This is a genomic window from Thalassospira sp. B30-1 (genome assembly GCF_015767575.1).
Classification (GTDB): Bacteria; Pseudomonadota; Alphaproteobacteria; order Rhodospirillales; family Thalassospiraceae; genus Thalassospira; species Thalassospira xiamenensis.
Genome location: NZ_CP065232.1, coordinates 918,080 through 936,756 on the forward strand (window position 1 = coordinate 918,080; position 18,677 = coordinate 936,756).

18 protein-coding genes are annotated in these 18,677 nt (G+C 55.6%); 5 read left to right on the forward strand and 13 right to left on the reverse strand.

Features of this window, described 5'->3' with window-relative positions; all coding sequences use genetic code 11:
• Positions 1 to 13: 13 nt before the first annotated feature.
• The gene (locus IT971_RS22370; RefSeq protein WP_252724181.1) at positions 14 to 1,945 is read left to right on the forward strand and encodes a bifunctional diguanylate cyclase/phosphodiesterase; all 1,932 of its coding nucleotides are present in this window, start codon (positions 14 to 16) and stop codon (positions 1,943 to 1,945) included.
• A gap of 47 nt (positions 1,946 to 1,992) precedes the next feature.
• On the opposite strand, the gene IT971_RS04200 is transcribed toward IT971_RS22370, so the two are convergent.
• From IT971_RS04200 to IT971_RS04210, 3 genes are all read right to left on the reverse strand, one after another.
• A complete protein-coding gene (locus tag IT971_RS04200; RefSeq protein WP_007090467.1) occupies positions 1,993 to 2,637 on the reverse strand; it encodes a Crp/Fnr family transcriptional regulator in 645 nt (214 codons plus the stop codon).
• A gap of 107 nt (positions 2,638 to 2,744) precedes the next feature.
• On the reverse strand, positions 2,745 to 4,130 hold the full coding sequence (locus IT971_RS04205; protein ID WP_063092822.1) for a PepSY domain-containing protein: 1,386 nt from the start codon (positions 4,128 to 4,130) through the stop codon (positions 2,745 to 2,747).
• Positions 4,131 to 4,283: 153 nt separating this feature from the next.
• Positions 4,284 to 4,730 carry a DUF2946 family protein gene (locus tag IT971_RS04210; RefSeq protein ID WP_223305014.1) on the reverse strand — a complete coding sequence of 149 codons (447 nt, stop codon included), beginning with the start codon at positions 4,728 to 4,730 and terminating at the stop codon, positions 4,284 to 4,286.
• 330 nt (positions 4,731 to 5,060) lie between these two features.
• Between IT971_RS04210 and IT971_RS04215 the strand changes: the two genes are divergently transcribed.
• Positions 5,061 to 6,989, forward strand: coding sequence for a heavy metal translocating P-type ATPase (locus IT971_RS04215; RefSeq protein WP_063092824.1), 1,929 nt, complete (start codon positions 5,061 to 5,063; stop codon positions 6,987 to 6,989).
• Positions 6,990 to 7,087: 98 nt separating this feature from the next.
• Positions 7,088 to 7,657, forward strand: coding sequence for an HdeD family acid-resistance protein (locus tag IT971_RS04220; protein ID WP_063092825.1), 570 nt, complete (start codon positions 7,088 to 7,090; stop codon positions 7,655 to 7,657).
• On the opposite strand, the gene IT971_RS04225 is transcribed toward IT971_RS04220, so the two are convergent.
• The gene (locus IT971_RS04225; protein WP_063092826.1) at positions 7,654 to 8,937 is read right to left on the reverse strand and encodes a glycosyltransferase; all 1,284 of its coding nucleotides are present in this window, start codon (positions 8,935 to 8,937) and stop codon (positions 7,654 to 7,656) included. The genes IT971_RS04220 and IT971_RS04225 overlap by 4 nt on opposite strands.
• A gap of 79 nt (positions 8,938 to 9,016) precedes the next feature.
• Positions 9,017 to 11,803, reverse strand: a complete 2,787-nt coding sequence (locus IT971_RS04230) for an ATP-dependent DNA helicase (protein WP_063092827.1) — start codon at positions 11,801 to 11,803, stop codon at positions 9,017 to 9,019.
• A 101-nt stretch (positions 11,804 to 11,904) separates the two neighbouring features.
• Here IT971_RS04230 and IT971_RS04235 point away from each other — a divergent pair, with 101 nt between their 5' ends.
• Entirely contained in the window at positions 11,905 to 12,750 is an 846-nt protein-coding gene (locus IT971_RS04235) for an AraC family transcriptional regulator (RefSeq protein WP_063092828.1), read from the forward strand.
• A 5-nt stretch (positions 12,751 to 12,755) separates the two neighbouring features.
• Here the strand turns inward: IT971_RS04235 and IT971_RS04240 are convergent, their stop codons facing one another.
• The 6 genes from IT971_RS04240 to IT971_RS04265 all read right to left on the reverse strand — a co-directional run bounded on the left by IT971_RS04240 (position 12,756) and on the right by IT971_RS04265 (position 16,668).
• Complete coding sequence (locus tag IT971_RS04240) at positions 12,756 to 13,358, reverse strand: LysE family translocator (protein ID WP_082822598.1); 603 nt, start codon at positions 13,356 to 13,358, stop codon at positions 12,756 to 12,758.
• A gap of 172 nt (positions 13,359 to 13,530) precedes the next feature.
• Positions 13,531 to 13,899 (reverse strand): hypothetical protein, encoded by a 369-nt coding sequence (locus tag IT971_RS04245; protein ID WP_007090456.1) that lies wholly within the window; start codon positions 13,897 to 13,899, stop codon positions 13,531 to 13,533.
• A gap of 179 nt (positions 13,900 to 14,078) precedes the next feature.
• Entirely contained in the window at positions 14,079 to 14,519 is a 441-nt protein-coding gene (locus IT971_RS04250) for a YqaA family protein (RefSeq protein ID WP_063092829.1), read from the reverse strand.
• Between the two features lie 64 nt (positions 14,520 to 14,583).
• A complete protein-coding gene (locus tag IT971_RS04255) occupies positions 14,584 to 14,880 on the reverse strand; it encodes a putative quinol monooxygenase (protein ID WP_040060546.1) in 297 nt (98 codons plus the stop codon).
• Positions 14,881 to 15,061: 181 nt separating this feature from the next.
• A complete protein-coding gene (locus tag IT971_RS04260) occupies positions 15,062 to 15,487 on the reverse strand; it encodes an organic hydroperoxide resistance protein (protein ID WP_063092830.1) in 426 nt (141 codons plus the stop codon).
• A gap of 149 nt (positions 15,488 to 15,636) precedes the next feature.
• A complete protein-coding gene (locus IT971_RS04265) occupies positions 15,637 to 16,668 on the reverse strand; it encodes an alpha/beta hydrolase (RefSeq protein ID WP_063092831.1) in 1,032 nt (343 codons plus the stop codon).
• A 257-nt stretch (positions 16,669 to 16,925) separates the two neighbouring features.
• On the opposite strand from IT971_RS04265, the gene IT971_RS04270 reads away from it, so the two are divergent.
• Entirely contained in the window at positions 16,926 to 17,381 is a 456-nt protein-coding gene (locus IT971_RS04270; RefSeq protein WP_007090451.1) for a MarR family winged helix-turn-helix transcriptional regulator, read from the forward strand.
• A 27-nt stretch (positions 17,382 to 17,408) separates the two neighbouring features.
• On the opposite strand, the gene IT971_RS04275 is transcribed toward IT971_RS04270, so the two are convergent.
• Positions 17,409 to 17,876: a DUF1801 domain-containing protein gene (locus IT971_RS04275; protein WP_063092832.1), complete on the reverse strand. Its 468-nt coding sequence runs from the start codon at positions 17,874 to 17,876 to the stop codon at positions 17,409 to 17,411.
• Between the two features lie 309 nt (positions 17,877 to 18,185).
• Positions 18,186 to 18,569 carry an MAPEG family protein gene (locus IT971_RS04280; RefSeq protein ID WP_063092833.1) on the reverse strand — a complete coding sequence of 128 codons (384 nt, stop codon included), beginning with the start codon at positions 18,567 to 18,569 and terminating at the stop codon, positions 18,186 to 18,188.
• Positions 18,570 to 18,677 lie beyond the last annotated feature (108 nt).

Below are 18,677 nucleotides of genomic sequence, written 5' to 3' on the forward strand. Positions count from 1 at the left end.
CTGTTGCTTGACGGTGAACGCGGATCAGGTGCGTCAGGGGATCAAACGCCTGATTTCCGGCGAGATCATCAAGGACGAAGTCATTTCATTCCGGCGCCGCGATGGCGAGGTTCGCCTGTTGCAATGGAATGCGCGTGCGCATTTCGGCGAGGATGGCGACGTATCGGGCGTGATCTGCATCGGGCAGGATGTGACCGAAAAGCTGTCGGTCGAACGTGCCCTTCGCCGGGCCGAAGAAAAATATCGCGGCATTTTCGAAAATTCCGCCGAAGGTCTTTATCAGAGCCGCCCGCTTGGCGATATCCTGTCTGCCAATCCGGCCTTCGTATCGATCCTTGGCTATGACAGTGCCGATGAATTGCTGGTGTCCCAAGCCGGGTTTTCGCAATGTTACCTGAACCCGACCAATCGCCTGCGCCTGACGGGAAAGCTTATGCGCGATGGCGTGGTTCAGGGGTTTGAGGCCGAGATGCGCCGACGCGACGGCAAGATCATCTGGGTCGAGGAAAATGCGCGACTGGTACGCGATGACAAAGGTGTTCCGGTTCTGATCGAAGGATCGATCACCGACATCACAGATCGCAAACGCAGCGAAGCACGTATCCAGTTTCTGGCCCATCATGACGGATTGACCGGACTTCCGAACCGCACCCTGTTTCAGGAGCGCCTTGCAGCCGCGGTCAAGCGTGGCAAGCATGAAAAGCGCAGTTTCGTGCTGATGCTGTTTGATCTGGATAACTTCAAAGACATCAATGATACGCTTGGGCATCCCATCGGCGACCTGCTCTTACAGGGGGTTGGGGAACGCATGCGGGTTTGTCTGCGCAACGAGGATGTGGTCGCGCGCCTTGGCGGGGATGAATTTGCCGTCCTGATCCATGATCCGGGCACGGTCGAGGAAGTGACCCTTGTTGCACAGCGCCTGATTGAACGGGTTTCGGAACGCTTCATGCTGGATGGGAACGAGGTGCAGGCATCGACATCGGTCGGTATCTGCATGTTCCCGCAGGACGGGCGCGATGAAAAGGACCTGTTCCGCAATGTCGATCTGGCGCTTTATTGTTCCAAGGCCGAAGGACGTAACCGGTATCATTTCTTCGAACCGCGTTTGCAGGTCGAAGTGCAGGAACGCAAGGCGCTTGAACGCGACCTTAGTCATGCGATTGAAAATGACGAGCTGGAGCTGTTCTATCAGCCGATTATTGATATCGCGAACCACAAGATCATCGGAATGGAGGCGCTGGTGCGCTGGTTCCATCCGTCCCGCGGGCAGGTCAGCCCGGTCGATTTCATTCCTGTGGCCGAACGCATGGGCATCATTGCCGATGTTGGCCATTGGGTGCTTAATCAGGCTTGCAAACAGACCCGGCAGTGGCTCGATGCCGGATATGGCGAACTGACGATTTCGGTCAATCTGTCGCCGCTGGAGCTTGCCCGGCACGAAGACCTGATTGAAAGTGTCGGCGATGTTCTGGAACGGTCGCGTTTGAACCCGACCCAGCTGCAGTTTGAAGTCACTGAAAGTGCGGTGATGGATAACCCGCGCGAAGCGGCGATCACGCTTGGCATTTTGCGAAATCAGGGCATCCGGATTGCAATTGATGATTTCGGCACAGGTTATTCATCGCTGGCCTATCTGAAACGATTCCCGGTCGACAAGATCAAGATAGACCGGTCGTTTATCATCGACCTCGACAGCCGCGATGGCAATGCCGCGATTGTGCGCGCGGTGGTGTTCCTGGCGCGGTCGTTTGGCATGGCGGTCAATGTCGAAGGGATCGAAACCGAAATGCAACTGGAACGCATCGTCTCTGAAGGCGTTGATGAGGTACAGGGCTTCTATTTCAGCAAGCCGATCCCTGCCAGCGATTTTGAAATGCTGTTGAAATCGAATGTGACCATGCCGTTCGATGTGTCCTTTGGCGGGAACACGCGGCCGCACTGATCATGCAGGCGACCGCATTCCCGGTTTTCAACAGGTTTCGTCCGTTATCACGCGGCGCGGTGGTCCCAGAAATCTCCGGCCTTCTGGCGCACGCGATCCCGGTCGATCACGACCGTTGACGGGCGAGACCGGCTTTTGCGCAAAACACCCTGACGGCGAAGATCAGCAATCATGCGGCTTGCGGTTTCGGTGGTTGTGGCAATGATGCTGCCCAGCTTGTCGCGTGTCGGCAGCGGGCAGTGATCATCCTTGGCACTCCAGAGCAGGAAACGGCAAATCCGGCGCATCGCCGATCCGGTCCCCAGATTGACCTTCCAGTTATAGCCATCGACAACCTCGCGTGCGAGCAGCCGCAGGATCGCCTGTTGCAGTTCGGGATTGGTCGCCTGTGCCATTCGGATGCGCGCAACCGGAATGCGCATCAGGACCGTCGGCGTCAAGGTTTCGCTGATCAGTGAAAGACCCGGTTCGACAACCGTTTCAAGCCCGATCAGATCACCGGGGCGGAACACGCGGCAGACCTGACGTTCGCCATCTTCGGCATAATGACATTGCATCACAAGGCCCGACAGGATGCGATAGATATATTCGCCTTCCTCTTCGTGGTGCCCGATGGCGGCATTGGCCCCCATATCAAGGGCCGGGTTTTCAGCAAGTTTCTCAAGATGTTTCAAGGCGTCTTCGTTGTTCATGGGGAACTCCCGATGGCACAAGGGAGATACGCGGCACGTTGCGGGGGGCCGCGTATCGACACCAGATCTTTTGTCCAGCCGGACGGCTGGTTTGCATTGTCGAACCTTCAGGCCACGCGCAATGCCCGGGCGGGGCGGGCCACAAACAGCCAGTCCAGGAACCAGATCACCAGCATGGATACACCGACGACCGGGTAAATGATTCCGCCAATCCCAAGGATCGCCGTCACTCCGACCAGGCTTTTTGTCCGGCGCGGCAAGGGCGGTATGCCCAGCGATCCGGCCGGGCGGCGTTTCCACCACATCATCCCGCCAGATACAGCCATAAAGACAATCGCGGCACAGACAATCATCAGCACAATCTGGTTGATCACCCCGTATTCCTGACCCATATGGACATTGATCGCCCATTCCATGATGCGGCCAAAGATGCCGTAGTCCTGATATCCCATATCAATCAACGGTCGACCTGAATATTGGTCCAGATGAATGACGCGCTGCTGGGACAGGTCATCGGGATAGATTGATGCGCTGTAAACACCGGTTTCACTGCTTGGCAATGAAATCGCATAGCCGGGTGCAATGCCAAGTTCTGCGAACTTTGCCACGGCGGCATCGATGCCAAACGGAGTTGGTGTGCCACCATTGGCAGTTGACGTGCCATCAACCGATAACGGGATCTGGGCGTTTTCGGTGGTCCAGCCGGTTTCACCGAAAGCCTTGATCATCGGGACGGTCGAAAGGGGCACATCGACGCGAACACCCGAAGGATAGCCGCTCGGCGTACCATTGGCGAATTCGTTGGCATATTTACCCCAGAATACAGACCAGAACATGCCGGTCGCGGCCAGAAACACGATAAAGAAGCCAACGAAAATGCCGGTAACCGCATGGGCATCGCGCCACCAGCGCCGACGCGCCGGGGTATCGCGCACGGTTAGAACGCCGCCGTTTTGATTGCCACGCGGCCACCAAAGATAGGTGCCTGTCGCGACCAGAAGGATGCTCCATCCCGCGGCGATTTCGATCAGGTAATTGGTAACGGTACCAAATTCGGCCAGACTGTGAATGCGGCGGATCAGCCACATGATCGTGCCGCGATCTGGCATCGATCCTAGCACCAGCCCGGTATAGGGATCGACATAAACCGACCGGCGATCACCCGCCGATGTGGCAATGACGATTTCGGTGCTACGGTCCGGCGAGGTCGGCGTGATGATTTTGACCGGTTTGTCCCCGACGAAATAGCGCACGGCATCAACCTGTGTGCTGATCGGAAGTGGCGGTACATCCAGAACATTGACGAATTTCAGGTCGGAATAGACCCAGTCATCGATTTCGTCACGGAAAAGATAGGCCGCACCAGTGACGGCCAGAAGAATCATAAAAGGCAGAACAAAAAGTCCGGCATAGAAATGCCAGCGCCAGACAGCGCGATAAAGGCTGCTTGTCCCTTTGGGCGCATTTTTGGCATGTGCCGATGCGTTTGGCATCACGATATCCCCAATTCGGTCGCGGGTCTGTCGGGATATGGGCGCATTGGCCCGATGATCCCTACCCGGAGCTCAAACAATCTGAAGTTGACCACGCTGGGCGGTCCGGGGCCAGTAAGGGCAACGGACATCATCCATCAGGCCGGGAGACACTCAGACGGGAAAGGGCGGGGCGCGGGGCGATGCCGCAATCGGACAGAAATCATGCAGGCGTGCCGTGATATGAAGGGCGGTGACCGCATTGGACATCCGCACGCGATGGATCAATGGCAATTCCGGTTCGACGGGCAGGCCGACCGCATGATTGCCAAGGCCGCAAATCGCGCATTGGAATCCTTCATAGGCACTGGAATGAGGGGAAGAACCGCCTTCTTCTGTTGCGCCAGCCGGGACAGATATCGTCTTGATGCCATTGGCGGTACAGATGATAAGCGGGATAAAGTTCCGATCGGCGTTGCCCCCGACAGCGGCCGGGGTATTGGCAAGCGCGACCGGCGCATGCATAAAGCCGAACATCAGGGCGTTTGCCAGCAAAAAGCACGCGACAGCAACCGACAGGCTGCGTCTGAGTGCCGAATATATCTGGCGGGTTCTGATCACGGCTTTCAATCCATTCCGGAAAGATACCTGCCTTCAATAATCCCTTGAAGGCGGAGTGTCAAAACCTCTTGGTGTGAACCACTTATCAGCAATTTTTTATAATCGTTCCTATAACAATTGAAATTCGCTGATTTGACTTGGTTGCGACGAATTGCACCAACAGTGTTTTGGCATTCTGAAAGCCAAAAAATTTTGTCTCGGATTTCGAAACGCCGGTTGTGGCGAAGGCTGTCAAAGCTTCCAGCATGCGGTTTGCAAATAGTTTTCGGTAAAACTCCTGTTTGGGGCTAGGCTTCATTACCTGCTTTGGTCATTTGCGGAGAACCCCCTATGCATGCCTATCAGCACGGTGGTGTGCCAGAACAGAAAACGCCCATATGGTCTGCGGTTCGTCTGAACCGGGCGGTTCTGATTTTGACCGTTGTCGGCATTGTCACCCATTTTGCCTTGATACCGGTTTCGATCTCTGTACCGGTTTTCGGGCATGCCGCGATGGATTGGCCGCTTTTTGCAGTGATTGCACTGGGCGGCGGGGTTCTGATTTTTGAAATCGTGCAAAAGGCGCTTGCCCGGGATTTCGGTGCGGATTTTCTGGCGGTGATTGCCTTTGTCACCGGTGTGGTGTTGGGCGAATATCTGGCGGCGGCGCTGATTATCCTGATGCTGAGCGGTGGGCAGGTTCTTGAAGCATTTGCCATGCGCAAGGCATCTTCGGCGTTAAATGCGCTTGCTGATCGGATGCCGCGTGTGGCGCATCGCAAAGACGGCGAAAACATTACCGACATCAGCCTTGATGACATCGTGGTCGGTGATCTGATTGCGATTTTCCCGCATGATACTGCCCCGGTCGATGGGGTGGTCGTCGATGGTCATGGTGCCATGGATGAAAGTTACCTGACCGGGGAGCCGTTTGTTGTGGCAAAGGCACCAGGGGCATCGGTGCTTTCAGGTGCGATCAACGGAGATGCGGTTCTGGTCATTCGGGCGGAGAGGCTTTCAAGTGAGTCACGCTATGCCCAGATCATGCAGGTCATGCAGGAAGCCGAACAGAAACGCCCGAAAATTCGCCGGATCGGGGATCAGATCGGGGCGTGGTTCGCCCCGTTTGCTTTGCTGGTTGCTTTTATCGCTTGGTATCTGAGCGGTGATTCCGTGCGGTTTCTGGCAGTCCTGGTCGTGGCAACGCCGTGTCCGCTTTTGATTGCCATTCCGATCACGATCATGAGCGCGATTTCCATGGCCGCCAGACGGGGCATCGTGATCAGCGATCCGACGGTTCTGGAACGGTTGCCGACTTGTAAAACGGCAATTTTTGATAAAACCGGAACACTGACATATGGCCGACCTGAACTGGTCGAAGTTCTGCCCGCCAGCGGTCATGGCGCGAACGAGGTTTTGCGTCTGGCCGCCAGTCTTGAACGATATTCAAAACATCCGCTGGCAACCGCGGTGCTGGCAGCGGCAGAAACCCGCAAACTGGCGCTTGGCGATGTGGCACGAGTATCAGAAAAGCCCGGGCAGGGGCTGGTCGGGGTGGTGGATGGTCAGGAGATTGCGGTGACCCACCGCAAAAAGCTGATTGCAAGTGACCCGGCCATGGCCGAAATCCTGCCGCCCGATGCCAGCGGACTTGAATGCGTGATCATGATTGATGGTGCCTATGGTGCGACATTGCGTTTCCGCGATAGCCCGCGTGCCGATGGCAGGAATTTCGTCGGGCATCTCGGGCCGGTTCATAATTTCAACAAGGTCATGCTTCTGTCAGGGGATCGCGCAAGCGAGGTCAGCCATCTTTCAAAGCTGCTTGGCATTGATGAGAGTCTTGCCTCACAAAGTCCGGAGCAAAAGGTTGAAATCGTGCGGCGCGAAACGGCGCTTGCGCCCACGCTTTTCATGGGGGATGGCATTAATGATGCGCCCGCGCTGGCGGTGGCAACCGTTGGTATCGCCTTTGGTAAACACAGTTCTGTAACGGCCGAGGCCGCCGGTGCCGTGATCCCCGAAAGTTCGCTTCAGGCGGTTGACGAACTGTTTCACATCAGCATGACCATGCGGCGCATTCTGCTGCAAAGTGTGATCGGTGGCATGGTGTTATCGATCTTTGCCATGGGCTTTGCCGCCTTTGGCTACATCAGTCCGGTTGCTGGTGCCGTGCTGCAGGAAGGGATTGATGTCATTGCGATCGTCAATGCCTTGCGCCTTGCCCTGGCGGGCAACATCCGCGCCGATCTTGTTGGGGATGAAAAGCAGATATCCTGAACATATCATCGACCGGAACCAAGCTTTGATGGCGGCGTTTATACAAACGACGGATCATATTTAAAGAAATCGGTAAATGAAACCAAAGGGACAGGTCCATGACACTCGTTGTAAATGACGGCACGCCGGAAATGCGCGCACTTCTGGAAAAGGGCCGCAAACGGCTTCGGACTGTCGGGGTCGTTCTGCTTTTGCTGGGTATTCTTGCCGTCGCCTTCCCGTTTGCCACGACGATTGCGTTTAAAACCGTGATCGGCTGGTTGTTTATCATCGGGGCTGTCGGGCATTTTTACGGCGCGTGGAATGCCGATACACCAACGCGCCGCTGGATCGATGTGGTGCAAGGCGTTCTGTTCGCGCTTGTCGGCGGGTGGCTGGCGTTTTTCCCGCTGACCGGGATTGTGACCCTGACCGTGTTGCTGGCAATTGCCTTTATCCTGCAAGGATTGCTTGAACTTGCCATGGCGTTCCGCCTCAGCCAGTTTCCCGGCTGGAAATGGATGCTGTTTTCCGGCGGTATAGCAGTACTTGCCGGTGTTTTAATATTCGTGGAATTGCCAAGTGCTGCCACTTGGGCGATTGGATTGTTGCTTGGGATTAATCTGATTTCGTCAGGTTTGAGCTATCTGATGGTGTCAATGGCAATGCGAACGGTTACCAAGAGCTAAGCTGCGATTTCTGTGCCGTTCAGGATCAGATCAACCGCCGTAGCAACACCGTTTTCATGCGAAATTTGTTTGGCAATTCGTTTTGCTGTTTCGTGAACCTGTGGTGTTGCCAGAATGTCGCTTATGGCGCTGGCAAGACATTTTGCATCAAGCTTCGATGAGGGGATCAACTGGTGGGCAACGCCGATCGTGTAAAGCCGTTTGGCCCAGAATGGTTGATCGCCAAAGAACGGTACAATAATGGATGGGCATCCCGCCCGTAATGCTGCTGCACACGTTCCGGCCCCCCCATGATGTATGGCGGTCTTTACATGTTTGAACATCCATTCGTGTGGTACTTCCCGAACGGCATAAATGTTGGATGGCCAATCAACATCGGAAGCAATGCCGCCCCAACCGGTTGCAATGATTGCCTGGGCATTTGCCTGTTTGACCGCATCAATCAACATTTGGGCGGTCTTTTGCGGATTGGCGGCGGGCATGGAGCCAAACCCGATATAGATCAGTTTTTGACTGTTTTTGATAAAGCTCGTCATTTCGGTGCTTGGCTCGTACAAAGCATCATTTACAAACCAATAGCCCGTGACAGCAGCTTTTTTCGGCCAGTCATTTGGGCGCGCTATGATGGCGTTGCTATAGGCGTTTAGAATCGTGATGGCTCCGAACTTTTGTGATTTTAGGATATCAAATTTCTGATACGGGATGGCTTTATGCCGTTTTGATGCCCAATCGCGGAGGCTGTTGCGCAACGACAGATTAACCAACCCCTTCACAAGCTTCCCTGTCAGAAGGTTATATTTCCGGCAATCCGCCATATTGGGAAAGCCGATATGCGGATAGGCACGAGTTGGAATAAGTGCTGGGATCAACTGGGCCAGAATGGCTGGGATTGCAAAATGATCAGCAATTGCCAAGGCGCCAAAGGCTTTTGGATGAAATACTATTTTGTCTGGCCTGAGCCTATTAATGGTTTCAAAAATATCATCAAGAAGCGCACCTTGAAGGTCTCTTCCTTGCGCACGCAATTTTAAGATGCTGCTTATTTTCTTTAGGAATCCGGTGCCCGGATTTGACGCATTCGCAAATTGTGGTTTGCTGGTCAGATTTATTAACGCATCTGTTAAGGGCGCAAATGCGAGGCCGTGTTGTTGCACTAACGATTGGAAGCGCCCGGGGGCGGCAAGTGTAACCATATGGCCGGTTTGTTGTAACCCGTACGCCAAAGCAATGAAGGGCTGGATGTCGCCGCGTGTGCCATAGGTCATCAACAAGATATGCATATCGCGTCCTTCGGCGGAAAATGGGGGTATTGCACAATCGATTTGTTGTCAGATGTCAGGTGAAGTTGACCCGCACAGATTACTTTAGCAGATTTCCATTGTCGGCGTTTGGCCTTAAAAATGCCCGTGTCTGTTCAATCGCTTCGCGCATGCCGACCCGCTGGACATTGACGTCTTCGGGGAATGCACCCAGCAATCGCGACGGCATCCGGTTATCAAGCAGCACAAATACCCCACGGTCTTCCGCGCGGCGAACAAGGCGACCAAAGGCCTGCTTCATCCGCAGACGGGTCAGCATGTCGTCATAGCGCGCACCATGAAATGCGGCCTTGCGCGCCCGGTGAAGGATATCGGGGCGGGGCCATGGCACGCGATCAAACACGATCAGGCGAAGGCTGTCACCCGGCACATCAACCCCGTCGCGCACCGCATCGGTTCCAAGCAGACAGGCATCGCGTTCTACCCGGAAAATATCGATCAGGGTTGACACATCCATACCGTCAATATGCTGTGCCAGAAGCTGCAACCCGGCATCGTCAAGCGGCCCGGTCAGGCGTTCGTAAACCGCACGCAAACGGTTGATTGCGGTAAACAGGCCAAGTGCACCGCCGCCGGACGCCAGAAACAATTCGCGATAGGCCGCCGCCACATGATCGGGGTTATCACGGCCAAGGTCATTGATGATGAAAACCTTGGTCTGTTTGGCATAGTCATAGGGGCTTTTCATCGCCGCCCGGATCGCGGGCATCGGCATGTGCGATGCTCCGGTGCGATCTTCGGCAACGCCCCAGTCAAACATCTCATCGCCCGTGCCATCGCGGAGCGTGGCCGACGTGATCACCAACCCATGGGCGGAGGGTGCCAGGGCCGCGGTCAGGGGCAATGTGGGGTCGATATGATGGCGGTGCATGCCAACATCGAAATCGCGGCCAAACTGCCGTTCGATGGCAAACCAGTCGACAAATTCCGGCGGGGTGGCATCGACAAGGCTTTCAAGCATTGCGCGCCATGCGGCAACCTGCATGATCGCACGCCGTTCAAGGGAACGGATCGCGGCATCAAGGCGTTGGCGCTCGGCACTTTCAAGCTCGTCTGCCTTTTCATCTAGCATATGGGCGATGATTTTGATTAGGGCCTTGGCCGGTTTTTCAAGGGCGGCCAAGGCACGGTCAAGATCGGCCGCACTGGCCAGAACCGGGTCAATCGCCGGTTTACAGTCGGTTTCAATCGAATAACCCCGGTCGCCTTCGGCCGCACGCGCCATCACCTGTGCCCGGACATGGGCAAGGAACAATTCCGCCGGGCCCTTGGCATGTTCGGCCCCGTCATGAATGCGCATCAGCCAGCCCTGTTCGGGCAGGCATTGGGCGGCGACAATCACGGCATTGACCGCATCACGAAGTTCGTCCCGATCCATGATCAGGGTTTCAAGCCGTTGTTTAAGTCCACGTGCGCGCGACTGGCCCTTGTTTTCCGCACCCAATAACCAGCGGCGTAATTCTGCCCCTTCCTGCCCGGTCAGATGGGCGGAAAAGGCTTTGTCGGCGGCATCAAAAAGATGATGTCCCTCGTCAAAGACATAACGTGTGGGCATCGATGCGTCGTCAAGCCCGCCAAGGGCAGCCTGCACCATCACCAGCGCATGATTGGCGACCACGATCTCGGCCGACCGCGCCCGGCGCACGGTTTTTTCAACAAAGCAGCGCGAATAATGCGGGCAGGCGGCATAAATGCATTCGCCGCGCTGATCGGCAAGCGCACTGGTAAACCGGCCACCGATCAGTTCGGTCAGCCATGCCGGGAAATCACCGCCGACCATATCGCCATCGCGCGTTTGCGATGCCCAGCGCGCCATAAGCCCCAGTGGGATCGCCTGATGGGGCTGTTGCGCCAACGGTCTTTGGGCTTCTTCGAAATTCAGAAGGCACAGGTAATTTTCGCGACCCTTGCGCACGACCGCCTTCAGGCGTTTGTCCTTGGGATCGTCATAAAGGCGGTTCAGTTCCTGATCGATCTGACGTTGCAGGTTGCGGGTATAGGTTGAAATCCAAACCGCCCCGTCATTCTTTTGTGCCCAGATCGAGGCCGGGGCAACATAGCCCAGCGTCTTGCCCGTCCCGGTCCCTGCCTCGGCCAGGACGATATTGGGTGTGCCTTCGGCAGTGCGTGGCGCGAAGGCCGAACAGACGGCGGATGCATAATCGGCCTGTTGCGGGCGTTCTTCTGCCCCTTCGCCCAGAAGCTTTTTCAGCCGTTCACGGGCATCCTTTGGATCGACCGGATTGTTGCCGGGCGGCGGCGGCGGGGCATGTTCCGCCCATTCGCCCATTTTCTTCCAGACCTTAAGACCTTCATAGACGGCAAATTTATGCGGGCCGTCGCCATCGGCACCAAGGGCGGCCAGAACCGGCACGCCCCACATCCAATGCCCGCGTGCCATCGGCCATGCAATGGAAAGCGCACGTGCGCGCTTTTCACGCGGCAGGGTGGCAAGTTCCTGCAACAATCGTTTCATCGCCTCGGCCAACGCTTCGGCCTGTCCGATCAGATCATCAGACGCCCGTTGCCCGGTCGCCATGGCAAGCCCGCGTGGTGTGGGGACGCAAAACTGCGCCGGGCGGACAAAGGCAAAAAGTTCCAGAAGGTCATGGGCCGGAAACGGATCGGATTTCATCCGCCGTGCCGATGCCGGGGTATGAACCAATATCGGGCGTTGGGATCGCGCCCGTTTGGCCGCCGCCCCATGCGGCAATTCTTCTATTTCCCCGTCGGGCGAGAGGAAAACAGCATGACGCAATCCGACGACCATGACGGGTGCGTCGGGTGGCATGAATTTCGGCGTGGGATCAGAACGATCATCGAACATTTGGGGGACTATAATCAGGTCGGGCCACTGGTGCCACCGGGGAAATTATCCTATCTTCGGATTTTCGCGTTTTCATTCCCAAAGATGGTGCGGGCGTTTCAATGGGCAAGGCAAAATCAGATAAGCAGTGTTTCTGGCGCGATGCCGGTTTGCCGTTTGTCGAGCTGCGTCGGGTCGATGACGGGCGTAATGTTTGTTATGAGCGCCACAGCCACGACACGTTTTCAATCGGCATCGTCAAGGGTGGGCGCAGCACCTATTGGAACCGGGGGAAGACCCATGAAACCGGCAAAGGATCGGTTGTTGTGCTGAACCCTGAGGATTTCCATGGCTGCAACCCGGTGCCGGGTGGGGGATGGTGTTATGACATGCTGTTTGTCGATCCGGCGTGGCTTCTGGATTTGCAGGTGGAAATTGATGCCGATGCCGCCGGGCGGTTTGCGATGTTTTCCGACACCATCAGCCATAGTCCAATGCTGTATTCCGGCCTGCAAAGCCTTGCCGATACATTGATTGATCCCGATTGTGACCGGCTGGCCAAGGAAAGTACGATGGTATCGTTCTTTGCTGATCTGCATGTGGCGCTTGATCGGCGCGGTATCTTGCGTGGGGTTGGCGGTGCGACGGATAAAAACAAAATGGGCCGGGTTGCGGATTATATCCGGGCCTATTACGCCGAAGACGTCAATCTGGATGATCTTGCCGGGGTGATCGGGGTTTCGCGATCCTATCTGGTGCGCGCGTTCAAAAAGGCACATGGCATGACGCCCTATGCCTATCTGATCAATTGCCGGGTGCAGAAGGCACGCCATGCGCTCAAGCGCGGGGAGCGGATTGTTGACGTTGCCCTTGATTGCGGCTTTGCCGATCAGGCGCATTTTCAACGGGTTTTCAAACGCCTGATGGCGACCACGCCGCGCCATTATGCGATGGCGCATGTCGCCTGAGCCAATCAAGTGACGATCAGATAGGCCGCACTTGCCATCAGTAGCAATGCCATGATCCGGTTAAACAGCCGGATATGGGCGGCATCATTTAAAAACCGGCCGAGGAACGCCCCGGCATAGGCCCAGCAGGCGACCGAGGCAAAACAGACCGCGAAATAAAGCACTGTGAATTCCCAGACCAGCGCCGGCGCACCATTTGCGGCATAGGCCCCCATGCCGGCAACCGCAGCAAGCCACGCCTTGGGGTTAACCCATTGCAGCAATGCGCCGGTGATCATCGATGGTCCCTTGTCCGCGCGCGTTTTGCCCAATTCGCCCGATGCGGTGGCAAGCTTGAAGGCCATGAACAGCAAAAACGCCACCCCGGCCCATTGAATGACTGTCGTCAGGTTGGGAAAAATCACCAGCAATTCATGCAGGCCCAACCCGATCAGAAGCAATAACAGGCAAAAGCCGCTGGTCGCGCCGAACACAAGTCGCAGGCTGGGACGAAAGCCGTAATGCACGCCGGAACTCAGGATCAGGATATTGACCGGGCCGGGCGTGATCGAGGCGGCAAGCGCGAAGGCAGCCATCGACAGATAAAGGCTTGGGGCGGCGGCAAGCATGGGTTGGCGATCCTTTTGGTGGCTTTGCTGGATGCAACAATGCGCCGCAGGTCTTGGGGTTTATTGAACGATATTGCCCTGCCGGTTGTAAATGCCCCAAAAAAAACGGCATCCGGGAGTTGGCCCGGATGCCGTTTTGGACGGATCAATTACCTCGGGGGAGGGGATCCGCTTAGTTTTCTGTCAGTTTCATCAACTGACTTGCACAGGCGTCGGCGATTTCCGGGGTCGGGGCATCATTGCCAGGCATGGTGGCCCAGCCTTGAGCGGCGACGAAATCATCACGCTTGTAGGAGCTTTCCTCTTTAAGGGCGGCAAGCTGCATGGTCTGATTGGTGGGGGTCTGGGTTTTGAACTGCGCAACACAAATCGGGGCGAGGGCGGTAATGACCGCATCCTTGCTTTGCGTGTTGGCCATTTCGGCTGCGGTGCTGCCCGAAACGACCCAGCTTGCGCTAAAGCCGATGATCGTGATGGCAACGGCACCGATAACACCGCCCCAGATTGCGGGTTTTACCCAGACTGGAATTTCCATATTCATAATATACTCCCATTAATTTTGTGAAATTTATAAACAATTGCTCGTTTGTATTTCACTCAATGAAATCATTTGGGCACCATTTTAGCAAATGAACTATATTTTTATATAATTGATATGGCTATTGTGTTTTCGACAATTTGCGCGTTTCGATTTTATTGTGTATTTTGTTTTGACGAATATTATGAATATCCAAGTAGGTTGGCGATCCAGCCCGCGCCACCGGCAATCATTGCATATCGTGCCGCCTTGCCAATCGTCACCAGCACGATAAAGTGCAAAAAGCGCACCCGCATGACACCGGCAAAGAGTGTTAGCGGATCCCCGATTATCGGCAGCCACGCCAGCAAAAGCGACCAAAGCCCGTATTTGCCAAACCAGTCTGAAGCACGATCAAGGGCATCTGGCGATACCGGGAACCATCGCCGATCCTTGAAATGATCGATATACAGTCCAAGCCCCCAGTTGACGCACGAGCCCAGAACATTCCCCGCCGTCGCGACGACAACCAGCCACCACGGCGCATGATCACCCGACGCGACAAGAGCTGCCAAGGCCACCTCGGACGTGCCGGGCAGGATGGTGGCTGATGTCAATGCCGACAGGAACAAGGCGAAAAGCACGGATAAAGGTCCCGTTCAGGTCAAATGAGCTGGATCAGGCGAAGGCAGGAATTAAGTTCAGGCTTCAGGATTTAACGGTGAATTTCTGAATGCTGACCGGTTCTGCCAGTAATTCATCGCCAAGGGCGCCAAAGGCGCGCAGGTATGGTGTTTCAAAATGAAGGGCGAGGTCTTCGTCAGAGCGCCAGTTTTCATACGCCATCCAGATCGCCGGATCTTCGTTGGACTGATGAATATCGTAACTGATGCAACCTTCTTCGTCGCGCGACGGTTCGACAAGTGCCAGAAGCTGTTTGCCAAGTTCGGCTTCCTTGCCCGGTTTGGCGCGTGCGATGGCAAGAACGGTAAGCTTGGTGGTCATCAATGTTTCCCATGAAATTTTTGTGGTATTTTTGCTGCCAAGGATCATCAGGGCAGAGGCCGCATCGGGCAACTGTTAAATGCCGACAAATAAAAGCCCGGTGCAGGGGAGATGCACCGGGCTTGGCTTCGGCATATACGGATCAGGGGAGGTTCCGTGCCGAAGAGGGGCCGTTTGTTGATTAGGCGATGTGCGAGGTTACATCGACATTGCCGCGGACCGAGTTGGAATACGGGCAGATTTTGTGGGCTTCTTCGACCAGCTTTTCAGCTTCGGCCTTATCAAGGCCCGGCAGCGAGATATGCAGGTCAACCGCAAGGCCGAAACCGCCAGCCGCACGCGGGCCGATGCCGACAACAGCCTTGACCGAAACATCAGACGGAACTTTCGGGCCTCCCTGGGAGGAGACGAATTTCATCGCGCCGATGAAACAGGCCGAGTAACCCATTGCGAAAAGCTGTTCAGGGTTGTTGCCTTCACCGCCAGCACCACCGAGTTCCTTGGGCGTGGTCAGTTTGACATCGAGGCTGCCGTCTTCGGTTTTCGCACGGCCGTCACGGCCACCGGTTGCACTTGCTGTTGCGCGGTATTTGACATCTACAGACATGGTTTTCTTCCTTTGTTTGAACGTGATGGTTCTAAGGTTTCGATAACCCGGCTGATCAGGGCGTTGGTTCGGTTAGTGCCCCAGATGATATGTCGCCGGGTGGGTGGGGGCGCAACCGCGCCCCCGAAAGAAGTTGCAGAAAGTTCAGGTCATTCGCCGTAGAAGGCGTTCTTCAAAAACTGGCTGGCCTGGGCGGTTGCGGCCTTGGCAGCCGGGGTGTCGGCGACGGCATTGAGCATGACGAAATCATGGATCGTGCCGTTGTAGCGAACCGTGGTGACATCCACCCCGGCCTGGCTGAGTTTGCGGGCATAAGCTTCGCCCTCGTCACGCAGCACGTCGTTTTCATCGGTGATGATCAGGGCAGGTGCCTGTCCAGCCAGCAATTCCTGCGGGGCATGGATCGGCGTTACTTTCGGATCGGTGCGGTCCGTACCTTCGGGCAGGTACTGGTTCCAGAACCATTCCATTGCCGCCTTGGTCAACCACGGGCCATTGGCAAACTCGGTATAAGAGCCATTTTCAAAATTCGCATCGGTCACCGGATAGAACAGGACCTGGGCGATGATTTCAGGGCCTTTGCGCTGCTCGGCCAACAAGGAAACAACCGCGGTCATGTTGCCACCGACACTGTCCCCGGCAATCGCCAAACGGGTCGGATCAACGTTAAGCTGTTCACTGTGTTCGGCGACATATTTGGTCACCGCATAATCCTGTTCAATCGCGATCGGATATTTGGCTTCGGGTGAGCGTTCATAATCAACGAAGACGACGGCAGCATTTGCCTGTACGGCGATTTCGCGGATCAGACGATCATGGGTTTCCTTATCCCCCAGAACCCAGCCGCCACCGTGGAAGTAGACGACAACCGGCAGGCGGTCGGTGTTGCCTTCGGGGCGGACGATCCGGACCCGGGTTTCGCCGGTCGGACCGACAGGGAAGACGGTATCGGTAACATCGGCGGCGCGTTTTGCAATCGGGCCTGCCTGCGCACCGGCCAGAACATTGCGGGCATCAGCCGGGCTGAGCGTGTAGATCGGCGCACCGCCCGAAGCGGTCAGAGCATTGATGAAGTTCTGGGTGTTATTTTCGAGAACCGGATTTGCCAGTGCGGTCGTGGTGGCCAAGGTTGCTGCCAGAGCAAATGCAGCGGAGGCAACAGTCGTTTTGAATGTATTCATGATCTTGTTCCTTTTGGCTGTCTGGATGGTGCCGCTGTGCGGCGTTTTCCGTTTCGATGATTATGAAATAGCATGCGATTTAATCGTACACGATATAAATTTGAGAATATGAGTCATGCAATTAAATCGCTTGTAATTAAATCGTACACGATATATTAATATGGGTTTGATTTAAAATCAGCCGTGTTACGAGCCACAGAAGCAGCACCAGTGACTGCCAGTCGGCCCGGCCCGATAGGACAAAGGAGAACGCCACTATGGACAATCATGATAACAATCCGCTCAGGCTTGAAAACTTCCTGTGCTTTTCTGTCTATGCGGCCAGTCATGCGTTTAACCGTATCTATAAACCGCTTCTTGACGCGCTTGAGCTCACCTATCCGCAATATCTGGTGATGGTGACCCTGTGGGAGGAGGATGATCAGCCGGTTCGCAGCATTGGTGAAAAGCTGTTTCTGGAATCCAGCACCTTGACGCCTTTGCTTAAACGGCTTGAGGCGGCGGGACTGGTTAAACGTACCCGTGATCCAAAGGATGAACGTTCCGTACGTATTACCCTGACAGCAGCGGGCAGGGAATTGCGGCAAAAGGCACTTGATGTACCGCGTTGTGTTGGCGAGGTGGCGGAACTTGATCTTTCGACAATCAAACGCCTGATCGATGATCTGGGCCAGTTGCGTGACAATCTTGAGGCAAATGCATCGCGGAAATAGTGATGAAAACGTTCAAGCAAGCGGCGACTAGCGTTTGGGTGTCGGTTTGCGCCGGTCCTGATGATAAGTCAGCGCCCAGCCAAGCACGGTTTTAATTGCTTCTTCGGGAAACGGGCGATCCAGCGCAAGCAGGATCGCCCGATTTCCTTCGCATTCCAGAACCCCGTCAAAATGGCTACGGACCCGATCAATCAGGTCGGTCTGGCAGTTGACGTAAATGGCGATCCGGTCGGGTGCCTTTGGTTTCCAGTCGGCCCGGATGGTCGTCCCCGACCCGGAGGGCGTTACCCATGCCGGTTCCCCCCATTTCAGGGTTTCCGTAATCATCCCAATAGGGATATTTGCCGCCAGTTCGAAAATCCACCCGCGAATTGTCATTAGCGCCGAGCGGGCATCGTCGGGATAGCATGCGAATTTGGTAGAAAGGTCAGCGGCCAGTTTGGGAACCGTGCCGGGGTCAGATCGGCCTATTCCGAAGGATTGCGTCTGGTTCATATTCCTGCCCGGCATTGAATGCATCAGCCAGACATCATATCGCAGAAAAAGAAAGGGCGCGATGTCCTGGTGGAAATCGCGCCAAGTTTGCTGTCAGGGACAGCAGGGAGGCATACATCAAGGTTCAGATTATCTGCGAGAACAGAAAACCACGGAATGCAGCCACCGGCATATCCCCATATGAGGAGGTTAAAAGCATATCGCCTATTCCGTCGAAGATAGCGGGATGCGATTCGGGCATGGAAAAGGCTGCAAGCCGGAACTTGCAGCCTTGTAGGGGGCTGGTCCCAGAGCAGGGCCAGTTTTTATCTAGATGCTTTGGATCAGAGGCCAGATGGCAGCGCAGAACATGACGGCATGCTGTATCAGCATGGAGGGGGCGACCAAGGCAATTGATGCGGTCAGGGCGCCCCAGGCGTGAAGAATCCGTGCGACAATGAAGGCCGCGGCAACCAGCCAGATGATGTCAGACGTTGCCAGAACAGCCTCGAGTGCGAGCACGACAAGAATACAGAAAGGCGCATTTTCGATGAAATTGCCATGCGCGCGTATCCGGCGTTGCAGGGCTTCGTCACCACCGTCGCCACGGGCCAGTTTAAGGTCGCGCCGCCGCAAGGAAACATTCAGGCTAAGGGCGATCAGCATTAGGGCAAAAATGCCAGTCAGGCAGACGGTAACGGTGATCGGCAGCATGTGCATGGTCCTTTGACGCGTTGGGATGAAACAGCTTTGCCTGATTGGCGGGGCGATGCAAGAGGCAGCATGCAAACAGGCCGGAAATATCCGGCCTGTGCTTGGATC